Consider the following 10,668-nt stretch of genomic DNA (forward strand, 5'->3'; position numbering starts at 1 on the left):
GGACGGCCGGGGGGCTTCGTGGTGGTGGGCGCGGACGGTTTCGAACCGCCGACATTCGCTTTGTAAGAGCGACGCTCTACCCCTGAGCTACGCACCCGTGGACGAGAGGACAGCGTACATGGCCAGGGGGGTGGGGGCGGCACGGGTGAGAGGGGCGGGGGGTAGCCCTACCTGGGGAGGGGTGGCGGCCGGATGGGCGGGGGGCGAGGTGGGTTCGTACGGTCGGGGGGCGTCGGCGGTGGGCCGGGCGCGGTGGAAGGAGAGTGGCGTGGGAGTTGGGGTGCGCGGGAGGCGCGGGGGCGTGGCGGTGGCGGGCGCGCTGGCCGGCGCGCTGCTGGTCGGGGGATGCGGCGGGGAGCTGAAGGACGCGGAGGCCCAGACGCGGGACTTCCCGCTCGGGGGCGGGACGGCGCTGGTGGTGGACTCGCGCGACTCCGCGCTCGAGGTGGTCGCGGCGGACGTCGAGGGCGTGCGGGTGACCCGGTGGTTCGACGGGAGCGTCGTGCTCGGGGAGGCCCCGAAGGCCACCTGGGCGATGCGGGACGGCCGTCTCACGCTGCGGATCGACTGCGACGGGTTCGTCGCCGGCTGCTCGGCCCGGCACCGGGTGGAGGTGCCGCGGGACGTCGCCGTGAGCATCGAGAACGAGGACGGGTCGGTCACGGCGAGCGGCTTGGAGACGGGGGTCGGGCTGCGGTCGCGCGACGGCCGGGTCGTCGTGAGGGACGTCGCCGGGGATCTCGATCTGCGGAGCGAGGACGGGAGCGTCGAGGTGACCGGCGTCCGGTCGAAGCACCTGCGGGTGCGGTCCGAGGACGGCCGGACGCGGCTCGCGCCGGCCGCGGTCCCGGACCGGGTCGAGGTGGTCAGCCGGGACGGGCTGGTGGACATCGAGCTGCCCGAGGCCGCGTACAAGGTGACGACGGACGTCAGGGACGGCCGGCTCCGGGTCGACGTTCCGCGCGACGCGGCGAGCCCGCACGAGGTCTCGGCCGAGAGCCGTGACGGCCAGGTGACGATCCGCACCGCGTGACCGGCACGCGCGTCCGGGCGCCGAGCACCGGCTGAGGCGCGGCACGCACCTGTCGTCCCCGACATGCACGGGACCCGTCCCGTCACCTCGCCGGCACGCACGCGACGCAGGCACCCACCGGCCCCGGCACCCCCGGCTGGTGCGCGCATGACGCAGTCCCACCCCGGCACCCCCGGCCGCAACGCACACAACGCATGGCCCCCCGACGCCCCGGCCGGTACGCACACGACGCAGACCCGCGCCCCCGGCAGGCAGGCCACGAGCCCCCGCACCCCCGGCCCGCAGGCCACCGGCCCCCGCACCCCCGACGTACCCGCCCGAAGCACGGGCCGCACCCCCGGCCCGTAGGCCCGGGACCACCCCGCTCGCCCCCGCGCATCCCGCCCCGTCCCGCACTCCGTGAACTGACGAGCCGTGTGCACCGTCCATGGCTGGTGGGAGAATGGCTGGGGCCGGGCAGGGCGACGCACGGGAGTGGGTAGTGACGGCGACACCATCGCAGCGGTACGGGCCGGACGGGGCGTCGCGTCGGGAGCGGGAGGCGCGGACGGAGCGCGGCAGGCGCGGGTCGGGACGCACGGCCGGGACCACCCTGCTTACGGCCCTGCTGCCCGCGCTGCTGCCGGTCGTGCTCGCCGCCGCGTTCGCCGGCAGCGGCGGCGCCGGCGGGACGCGCCGGTGGTTCGGGGGCCGCGCGGAGAACGGCCGGGCGGAGGCGCAGGCGGCGAAGGACGCGGCCGCGGAGGCGTTCTACGAGCTGGACATGGCCCAGCGCGACCTGGAGATCTCGATCGAGACGATCACGGCCGTCGACTCCTCCCCCGCCGCCCGCAAGGTCGCCGAGGACTTCGCGGCGCTCGGCCGCCGGATCGACGAGGCGAGCGGGCAGTACATCGCGGCCGTCGACGCCTACGACCTCGACCGGGACGACCTGGAGGCCTCCGCGGCGGCCCGGGCCAGGACCGACCTGACGAAGGCGAAGGACGAGCTGGGCCGGGCGAAGTCGGACCTGGACCGGTTCCGCGGGCGGCTCGGCCCGCTCCTCGACAAGGCCGAGACGCAGCTCGCCCGCCTCGCGCCCGCCGTCGAGCGCGCCCGCCAGACCCTGCTCGCGGCGAGCAACGCGCTGGACGCCGTACGGGCCTCGGGGCTGAGGGCCGACGATCTGGCGGCGCGGCTCGCCGTGCTCGGTCCTGAGCTGACGAAGCTCAACCAGGGGGCCGGGCAGCACGGCGTCGCCGAGACGATCCAGCGCGCGGACCGGGTGCTGCGGGACGCGCAGGCGGTCCGCGCAGAGGCCGAGCGGCTGCCGGAGCGGGCGGCGGAGATCGACCGCCGGCTGGTGTCGCTGCGGACCCGCGCGCAGGCGCTGACGACCCGGGCGGGCAAGGTCGAGCCGATCCTCAGCGAGCTGCGGCGCCGGTTCTCCGCGGCGTGCTGGCAGGACCTGCAGCCGGTGCCGGAGCAGGCCGTGCAGACCGTCCGGCAGGCGGAGGAGAAGCTGAGGGAGGCGCAGCGGGCCCGCGACGACCAGCGCTGGCCGGACGCGACGGCGCTGCTCGGCACGGTGCGGGCGCTGCTGAACTCGACCGACGAGGCGGTGTCGGCGGCCGGCGACCGGCTCCAGCGGCTGAACGCGGTCCAGAAGGACCCGCGGCGGGAGGCGGAGCGCACCCGGTTCGCGATCCGCGACGCCCAGCGCCTCGCCATGGCCGGCCGCTCCACCCCCGACCCCCGCCACGCCGGCCCCCTCGACGCGGCCGTCACCCGCCTGGAGCGCGCCCTCGCCTCCCTGGAGGGCCGCCACCCCGACTACTGGCACTTCCTCACCGAGACCGAGGACGTCCGCAAGGTCGTCGCCCGCGTGGTCGACGCGATACGCGAGGAGCGCGGCGGCGGCTGACCCGCCCGGGCCCTACAATCCGCCCATGCCCCGATACGAGTTCCGCTGCCGGACCTGTGACAGCACCTTCGAAGTGAGCCGGCCGATGGCCGAGTCGTCCGCGCCGGCGAGTTGTCCGGTCGGGCACGAGGACACGACCAAGCTGCTGTCGGCGGTGGCGGTGGGCGGCTCGGCGGGAGCGGCGCCCGCGCCGAGCGGGGGCGGGGGCGGAGGCGGCTGCTGCGGAGGCGGCTGCTGCGGCTGACGGGCCACCGCGCCGCCCGCAGGCGGACCAGCGCCCGTACGCGCACGCCACCGCACCCCTTCTGACCTGCGCTCCGACCGCGCCGCGATCTTCTTCACGCGTTTCTTAAGGTTTCGTTCAGGTGCGATGGCGCACCCTGGAGGAATGTTCGAGAACACGGTCGTCGACTGGGTCAACAGCCTGATGGGTGCCATGGGCGCCCCCGGGGCGGGTGTGGCCATCGCCCTGGAGAACCTGTTCCCGCCGCTCCCGAGCGAGGTGATCCTGCCGCTGGCGGGCTTCGCGTCCAGCACGGGCGAGATGAACCTCTGGGCGGCGATCGTGTGCACGACGATCGGTTCGGTCGTCGGCGCCCTCGCGCTGTACTGGATCGGCGGCGCGCTCGGCCGGGAGCGGCTGATCCGGATCGTGGAGAAGATGCCGCTGGTGAAGGCCTCGGACGTCGAGCGCTCCGAGGCGTGGTTCGCGAAGCACGGCACGAAGGCGATCTTCTTCGGCCGCTTCGTGCCGATCTTCCGCAGCCTGATCTCGATCCCCGCCGGCCTGGAGCGCATGCGGCTGCCGCTGTTCCTCGCGCTGACCACCGCGGGCAGCCTGATCTGGAACTCCGCGTTCATCGTGGCCGGCTTCTACCTCGGTGAGAACTGGGAGACGGTGTCGGGCTACGTCTCCACGTACTCCAAGGTCGTGCTCGGCGTCGTCGGCCTGTTCGTCGTGTACTGGATCGTGAAGCGGGTGCGCGAGAACCGCCGGGAGAAGCGGGAGGCCGGCGCCTCCGACAGCTCCGGCACCCACGCGCACTCCGACGCCTCCGAGAACGCCGGCGCGCACGAAGGCCCGTCCGGGGGCGCGCACCCCGCGGACGAGCCCGCCGGGCGGACTACGCGGCCCCGCGCGTAGCCGTCAGCAGCTCGCGGACGATCCGCTCCCCCGCCGCCACCCCCCGGTCCGGCAGCGCGACGAGCCCCGGCGCCATCACCCCCTCGTCCGCCAGCTCGCCGTGCCCGGGCCGCCAGGAGCGGTCCGCGGCCAGCAGCAGGTCGGCGTCGAGCAGCGAGTCGCCCGCGGCGAGCGTGAGCGTGGTGCCGGCCCGCCGGGCGACCTCCGCCATCGCCGCGCTCTTGGTGAGCGGCTTCGGCACGGCGTAGATCTTGCGGCCCTGGAGGGACACCGTCCAGCCGCGCGGATCGGCCCACGCGGCCAACTCCTTCACCCAGCCGCCGGGCAGCAGGTCCCGCTCGACGACGAGGTACGCGAACAGGTCCTCCGCCACCCGGTGCTTGCGCACCCACGCCGGGTCCGTCGACGCGGCCAGGTGGTCGCGCACCTCGGCCAGCGGCGCGCACTCCGAGCCGAGCCGGCCCTCGACCTGCCGCTGCCAGTCGGGGTCGCTGATCCCGTCGACGAGGATGTGCCCTCCGTTCGCGCAGATCGCGTACTTCGCGGGCGGGCCGGGCAGGCTGATGCGCCCGTACTGGGCGCGGGTTCGGGTCGTCGTCGGGACGAAGACGCTCTCCGCGGCCAGCTCGGTGAAGAGCGCGGCGGCGGTCTCGGTCATGTACGACAGGGGGCGGCTCTTGTAGACCTCGACGCACAGCAGGCGCGGCGCGACGGCGTCGGGCGCGGTGAGCGCGAGGGCGGCCGCGGAGTAGATGAGGGTGCGGTCCAGGTCGCTGGCCACGAGCACCCGGGGCGCAAAGGGGCTCACTGCGACGCCACCGCCTTGCCGTCGGTGCCGGTCGCCCCGCGCGTGTAGCGCGGGTGGATCAACCCGACGCAGCTGTAGGGCAGCCCGTCGACCTCCTCGACCGGCACCCCGCGCTGCTCGGCGAGCAGCCGGACGTGGTCCAGGTCCGCGCCCGCCCCGCGCTGGGCCAGGATCTTCCACGGCACCCGGCGCAGCAGCACCCGGGTGGTCTCGCCGACGCCCGGCTTGACCAGGTTGACGTCGTGGATGCCGTACTCCTCGCTGATCCGCTCGACGGCCGCCCAGCCCTCCCAGGTGGGGGCGCGGTCGGCGGCGAGGAGCTCCTTGACGTCGGCGTCGACGTCGTCCGAGACCGCCGCGAAGTGGTCGGCGACGGTGTCGAGGAACGCGGCGGAGACATCGGTGGCGGCCAGCTCGCGGTAGAACTTCGCGCCGTGGAAGTCGTCCGGGCCGACCAGGTCGGCGCGCAGGACGGTCCGTGAGATGAGCCCGGAGACGGTCGAGTTGAGGCAGGCGGACGGGATCAGGTAGTCGTCGCGGGTGCCGTAGGTGCGGACGCACGAGCCGGGGTCGGCGAGGACGGCGATCTCGGGGTCGAACCCGGTGACGCCCTCGCGGTCCTCGAACTCCCTCAGCGCGTCAGCGAGTTCGCGGGTGATGGCACCCTTGCCGGTCCAGCCGTCGACGAAGACGACGTCGGCGGGGTCGTGGTGGGCGGCCAGCCAGCGCAGGGCGTTGGCGTCGATGCCGCGGCCGCGCACGATGGAGACGGCGTAGTGCGGCAGGTCGAGGCCGTGCCGGTGGGCGGCCCAGCGGCGCATCAGGATGCCGACGGGGACGCCCGCGCGGGCGAGCGAGACGAGCACCGGGCGCGGGGAGCGCTCGGCGAGGATCGTCTCGGTGACGGCCCCGGTGGCGCGGGCGATGCGCGCGGCGGAGGTGCGCAGCGCGGCGCGGAACAGCTCCTCGTAGGCGGGGCTGGGCTGGTACTCGACCGGCAGCGACTCGGCGTAGTGCGCGCCGCCGCTCTGGATGGCCTCCTCGCGCTCCTCGGTGGGCGCCTCCAGGTCGGCGGTCGAGAGGTCCTGGAGCAGCCAGCCCACCTCGTCGGGCGCGTAACTGGAGAAGGCGGGGCCGCGGAGTGGCTCGGGGAGCACGGAGGACCTTTCGGCTCCCCCGGGGCCGGACGCCCCGGGGACGTGGGAGGGGACGACCGCGAGCAGCAACCGGCCCGCGTGCGGGGCGAGTTGCGCCAGCAGGCCGTCAGGGGCGTGCAGCTCGGGGGTGTCGCCCGCGGAGTCGACGACGGCGACGACCGCGTCGAAGCCGCCGCCCGCCACGTTGTACGCGTACCGGTCGCCGGGGCCGTCGGCGGGGGCGTCGTGGGCGGGGAAGACGAGGCGGGTGCGGATGGCGTACCCGGGGTCGTCGACAGCGAGGACGGGCGAGCGGGTGGTGGTGGAGAAGCGGACGTCGAGACCGCGGTCCTCCAGGGCGGCGGCCAGCCGCAGCGGGGCGTACATCAGCTCCTCGTTGCCGAGGACGAGCACGCGCCCGGCGCCCTCCCCGAGCGCCGCCGCGAGCCGGTCGGCCATTCCCGGCAGGGCGGCCGCCAGCTCGGCGCGGTGGGCGGGCGTGAAGCCGTGCCGGCCGCCGTCGGGGAGGCCGGCGGGCCAGCCGAGCTCGACACGCGGGGCCGCGGGGGCCTCGGCCGCGCCCGAAGGCGCGCCCGCAGACGCCCCCGCAGACGCACCGACACCGACGGACGCCCCCGTCCCCGCCCCCGCCTCGTACTCCGCGACGAGCGCCGTCCCGCGCTCCAGGACGCCCTCCGGCAGCCGCGCCGTCCCCGACGCGAGCGCGATGAGGTCGACCCGCGCGCCCAGCTCGGCCGCGAGGTCGGCGAGCCGCCCCTGGTCGGCGGCGGTCCGCATGTCGACGAGCGCGACGACGACGTACCGCTCGCGCGGGTAGCGGGCGTGGAGCGCGCGGACGGTGTTGATGACGGTGCTGCCGGTGGAGAACTCGTCGTCGACGAGGACGAGGGGGCCCGCGCCGGCCAGCAGGGCGGGGTCCTCGGGGAGCAGCAGGTGGGAGGTGGCGTGGGAGTGGGACTCCTCGAAGCCGCCCGCGGTGGGCACGCCCGGCACCGGGCGGCGGGTGGAGTGCAGGTAGGGGGCCGCGCCCAGGCCGTCGGCGACCGCGTGGCCGAGGCCGGTCGCGGTCTCCGCGTAGCCGAGGACGACGGCCCCGGCCGCCGCCGGGCCGAGCAGCTCGCGCGCGCGGACGCCGAGGTCGTGCCCCGTGCCGTACACGACCGACGGCCGCTGGGGGACGTGCTTGCCGAGCACCTGGGAGACGAGCAGATGGGCCCGCCTGGGGTTGCGGCGCAGGGCGAGGCCGAGGAGGTCCCGCAGGGCGGGGTCCCCCTCCAGCCCGACGCCGAGCCGCTCGGCCACCCACGTTCCTGACCAGGTCACACTGTCACCACTTTCACGCTCTTCCTACCGACACGGTCCTCCGACCGCCACACTTCCCGGGCGACCGCGCCGCCCCGCGCACAGCGGCGCGGCACGTCGCGGGCCCCGCCGCGCCGTCCCTCAGGCCGCGGCCGCCGCGACCCCCGCCGCGAGCAGCTCCACGAAGCCGACCTCCTCGCGGGCCACCCCGAACACCTCCGCGCGCAGCAGGGTGCGCTCGGCCCAGGCGCGGTGGGGCTTCACCTCGTTCATCTTGTTCGTGTACGCCGAGCGCAGCACCCCGCCGCCCCCGCGCTCGGGCCGCAGGATGTCGGTGGCGTCGCTGAACTCCTCGTGGCTGACGACGGACAGGGCGTGCACCGGCAGCACGTGGGTGGGGTGGATGCAGGTCTTGCCGAGGAGCCCGTTGGCGCGGTCCAGCTCGATCTCGCGCAGCAGTCCGTCCATGTCGTGCTCGATGAGTCTGGTGCGCAGCTGCTCGGCCTGCCCGGCGAGGAAGGGGCTCTGCCGCAGCTGCGGCTTGAAGATCCGCTCGGAGGACCGGAAGTACTCCCAGACCGGGCCGGTCACCGTGTACCCGGTGCCGTCGGCGCGGCCCAGGACGTTGACGACGTCGGCGATGACGGAGGCGACGATCTGGACGTCGTAGGCCGTCATGGCGGGGGCGCGGCGCAGGCCGTACGCGGAGCAGAAGTCGGTGACGCCCAGGCGCAGGGCGAGGACGCGCTCTCGGTACTTGTCCAGGACCCGCGATATTCCGGCCAGGGTCGCGCCGCGGCTCTCCAGGTGCAGGAGTTCCGGCGACTCCAGGACGGGCATCGCGAAGAGCCGGCGCCCGGTCTCGGCCTCGGCGGCGCCGAGCGCCTCCAGGAAGGCGATGCCGCGCTCCTCGGTGAACTTCGGCAGGACGAACCCGGAGAGCAGCCGCAGGGCGGGGCCGAGGCGGCGGGCGAGGTCGGGGATCTGCTCGGGCGTGCGCACCCGGATGAAGAGCAGGGGTGTCTCGGCCCCGCGTCCGTGCAGGTCACCGAGGTGCCGGACCAGGTTCTCCTCGCCGAAGGCGACCTCGCCGTCCTCGATCGAGTCCTCCAGGCACAGCACCATGGAGACGACGCCCAGGCCGGTCTGCTTGACGATGTCGTCGGCGAGACGGGGGCGGGTCGCCGGGCTGTAGAGCGTGGCGCCGAGGCCGACCGCGAGCACGCGGGCGTCCGAGCCGGCGTCGAACAGGGACGGCTCCCGGTGGAACAGGTCCTTGCGGACGTCAGGCGCGATCTGCCCGAAATGACGCATGTGTTTCCCCTGTACTGCCTGGGTGGCCGCTCGTGATGTGGCCGGTAATAGTACGTACGGACGCATGGCGAAGGTTCCCCGCGCGTGTGAAATCCAGGTAACCCCGCTCTGTAGTCTCCCGGGCCCGGAAAAGTACACCTCCCCGTGCGGCCCGCATTGTCCCCGCCTGCTCCGGCCAGGCAGGATGGCGGGCATGACGCGCGCGATGCTCAAGGGTTCGAACGTTCCTCTCGACGCCACGGCCGTCCGGGCCGTGCTGAGCTGGACGGCGGGACCCGGGGTGCCGTCCGTCGACGCCTCCGCGCTGCTGCTCGGGGCGGACGGGCGGGTGCGGTCCGAGGACGACTTCGTGTTCTACAACCAGCCGCGCCACCCGTCGGGCCTGGTGTGGCGGCTGGGGCAGAAGCGGACGCCGGAGGGGATGACGGACACCGTCCAGGCGAAGCTGACGGCGATCGACGCGAGCGTGGACCGGGTGCTCGTGGTCGCCTCGGCGGAGGACAAGCCGTTCGAACGGGTGCCCTCGCTGCGGGTCACGCTGTACGACGCCGGGGCCGGCGGCGAGGCGCTGGCGTTCTTCGACATCACGCCGGAGACGGGCTCGGAGACCGCGCTGATCTGCGGCGAGCTGTACCGGCGGGGCGGCGGGTGGAAGTTCCGCGCGCTCGGCGAGGGCTACACCGAGGGCCTCGTGGGCCTCGCGACCCGGCACGGCATCTCGGTCGACGGCGACGGCGACGCCTCGGAGGGGCAGCCGGGGGACGGCCGGACCTCCGCGCCCCGCCCGACGCCCGCCGCCGAGCCGGCCACCGTCCCCTCGCCCACCCCGGCCCCGGCGACCCCGCCGACCCAGCTGCCGCCGCCGACCACCGCCCCGCCCCGCCCGCAGCACGCGCCCGCGTACGGCTACCCGCAGCCGACGGCCCCCGCGCAGTCGGCGTACGGCTACCCGCAGCCGGGCGCCGGGCCCGCGCAGCCCGCGTACGGGTACCCGCACGCGGCGGCGGCCGCGCCGTTCGTCCCGGACCCGGACTTCGAACTGCCGCCGCAGGGACCGCAGTTCATCGGCCGCTGACGCGGTCACCGCCGCCGGCGCAACCGCCGGGGGCCGGGCCGGCGGGCGGCTGAGACGCCCGGTCGCGTCTCTCCGCCGTGCCCGCCGCCCCGCGTCTGCGGGACCCCTCAGCGCTCGCCGACCTTGCTCTTGTACCCGCGCCCCCACTGCAGCCCCCACCCGTAGAGCCGGTCCAGCTCGGCCTGGAAGCCGTAGACGAACCGGACCTCGCGGCGGACCATCAGCTCGCCCTTGACGTTCTCCAGGGACACCACCGCGCAGGAGCGGGCCTGCGGGGCGCGCTCGTCGAGCTCGATCTCGATGCGGGGGCCGTTGCTGGGCCAGAGGGTGACCATCGCGTGCGTCCGGTCGAAGGCCGGGGTCTGGTCGTATATGTAGACGAACACGAGCAGCCGCTTGATGGACTCGCTGTGGTCCAGGTTGACGAAGAGCGTCTCGCCGGAGGGGGCGCCGAAGCGGTCGTCGCCGCTGAGCTTGACGTACGGGGCCGCGTTGAGGTCGCCGAAGAACCCGCCGAGCGGCTGGACGACGCCCTTGCTGCCGTCGGTCAGCTCGTAGAGGCAGCCGATGTCGAGGTCGACGTTGACCACGCCCTGGGTGTGCGCCTGGACCACCTCGGGCTGGAAGAAGCGCAGGGGGTGGCGCAGCAGGCCGCTCTGCCGGGAGCGGCCGCCGATGTCGGAGGTGCGCATCTGCCAGGAGAGGTTGATCCGGAGGTTGCCGGTGGCCGCGCCCTGCCGGTCGAGCGAGACGACGGGGCGGCGCTTGGTCAGCCCGATCGCGTTCGTCGCCGCGGCGCCGGAGTCGAAGGTCGCCTCCCTGCCCCGCCACAGCCGGTCCCAGACCGCCATGTCACGCCTCCCCCTGCACTCGTGTCCCGGCTCCCCGCCGGCGGCTCCGATACGAAGAGCGGGGCGGTCGGGAGTCCCGAC

The 10,668-nt window shown here is 75.0% G+C and carries 9 protein-coding genes and 1 tRNA gene; 5 read left to right on the forward strand and 5 right to left on the reverse strand.

Annotated features, from left to right (window positions below):
- Positions 1-22: 22 nt before the first annotated feature.
- A tRNA-Val gene (locus ACFWEG_RS25895) sits at positions 23-97 on the reverse strand.
- 171 nt (positions 98-268) lie between these two features.
- Between ACFWEG_RS25895 and ACFWEG_RS25900 the strand changes: the two genes are divergently transcribed.
- From ACFWEG_RS25900 to ACFWEG_RS25915, 4 genes are all read left to right on the forward strand, one after another.
- Positions 269-1,033, forward strand: a complete 765-nt coding sequence (locus ACFWEG_RS25900) for a DUF4097 family beta strand repeat-containing protein (protein WP_387219662.1) — start codon at positions 269-271, stop codon at positions 1,031-1,033.
- 481 nt (positions 1,034-1,514) lie between these two features.
- Positions 1,515-2,936: a hypothetical protein gene (locus ACFWEG_RS25905; protein ID WP_387219664.1), complete on the forward strand. Its 1,422-nt coding sequence runs from the start codon at positions 1,515-1,517 to the stop codon at positions 2,934-2,936.
- A 25-nt stretch (positions 2,937-2,961) separates the two neighbouring features.
- Positions 2,962-3,180, forward strand: a complete 219-nt coding sequence (locus ACFWEG_RS25910; RefSeq protein WP_387219666.1) for a zinc ribbon domain-containing protein — start codon at positions 2,962-2,964, stop codon at positions 3,178-3,180.
- A gap of 144 nt (positions 3,181-3,324) precedes the next feature.
- Positions 3,325-4,080, forward strand: a complete 756-nt coding sequence (locus ACFWEG_RS25915; RefSeq protein WP_387219668.1) for a DedA family protein — start codon at positions 3,325-3,327, stop codon at positions 4,078-4,080.
- Here the strand turns inward: ACFWEG_RS25915 and ACFWEG_RS25920 are convergent.
- The 3 genes from ACFWEG_RS25920 to ACFWEG_RS25930 all read right to left on the reverse strand — a co-directional run bounded on the left by ACFWEG_RS25920 (position 4,061) and on the right by ACFWEG_RS25930 (position 8,661).
- Entirely contained in the window at positions 4,061-4,888 is an 828-nt protein-coding gene (locus ACFWEG_RS25920; protein ID WP_387219671.1) for an HAD family hydrolase, read from the reverse strand. The genes ACFWEG_RS25915 and ACFWEG_RS25920 overlap by 20 nt on opposite strands.
- Positions 4,885-7,368: a phosphoribosyltransferase gene (locus tag ACFWEG_RS25925; protein WP_387219674.1), complete on the reverse strand. Its 2,484-nt coding sequence runs from the start codon at positions 7,366-7,368 to the stop codon at positions 4,885-4,887. The genes ACFWEG_RS25920 and ACFWEG_RS25925 overlap by 4 nt, the downstream gene beginning before the upstream one ends.
- Before the next feature lie 120 nt (positions 7,369-7,488).
- The gene (locus ACFWEG_RS25930) at positions 7,489-8,661 is read right to left on the reverse strand and encodes an HpcH/HpaI aldolase/citrate lyase family protein (protein ID WP_387219678.1); all 1,173 of its coding nucleotides are present in this window, start codon (positions 8,659-8,661) and stop codon (positions 7,489-7,491) included.
- Between the two features lie 193 nt (positions 8,662-8,854).
- Between ACFWEG_RS25930 and ACFWEG_RS25935 the strand changes: the two genes are divergently transcribed.
- Positions 8,855-9,736, forward strand: a complete 882-nt coding sequence (locus ACFWEG_RS25935) for a TerD family protein (protein ID WP_387219680.1) — start codon at positions 8,855-8,857, stop codon at positions 9,734-9,736.
- Positions 9,737-9,843: 107 nt separating this feature from the next.
- On the opposite strand, the gene ACFWEG_RS25940 is transcribed toward ACFWEG_RS25935, so the two are convergent.
- Positions 9,844-10,587: a Tellurium resistance gene (locus tag ACFWEG_RS25940; RefSeq protein WP_387219682.1), complete on the reverse strand. Its 744-nt coding sequence runs from the start codon at positions 10,585-10,587 to the stop codon at positions 9,844-9,846.
- Positions 10,588-10,668 lie beyond the last annotated feature (81 nt).

Origin of the sequence: Streptomyces sp. NPDC060194, from assembly GCF_042728285.1 — a bacterium.
GTDB lineage: Bacteria > Actinomycetota > Actinomycetes > Streptomycetales > Streptomycetaceae > Streptomyces.

What these genes read in the sequence shown, in the direction of transcription:
- ACFWEG_RS25935 (WP_387219680.1), top strand. Translation starts at nt 8,855, where the DNA reads ATGACGCGCGCGATGCTCAAGGGTTCGAACGTTCCTCTCGACGCCACG.
- ACFWEG_RS25910 (WP_387219666.1), top strand. Translation starts at nt 2,962, where the DNA reads ATGCCCCGATACGAGTTCCGCTGCCGGACCTGTGACAGCACCTTCGAA.
- ACFWEG_RS25930 (WP_387219678.1), bottom strand. Translation starts at nt 8,661, where the DNA reads ATGCGTCATTTCGGGCAGATCGCGCCTGACGTCCGCAAGGACCTGTTC.
- ACFWEG_RS25915 (WP_387219668.1), top strand. Translation starts at nt 3,325, where the DNA reads ATGTTCGAGAACACGGTCGTCGACTGGGTCAACAGCCTGATGGGTGCC.
- ACFWEG_RS25940 (WP_387219682.1), bottom strand. Translation starts at nt 10,587, where the DNA reads ATGGCGGTCTGGGACCGGCTGTGGCGGGGCAGGGAGGCGACCTTCGAC.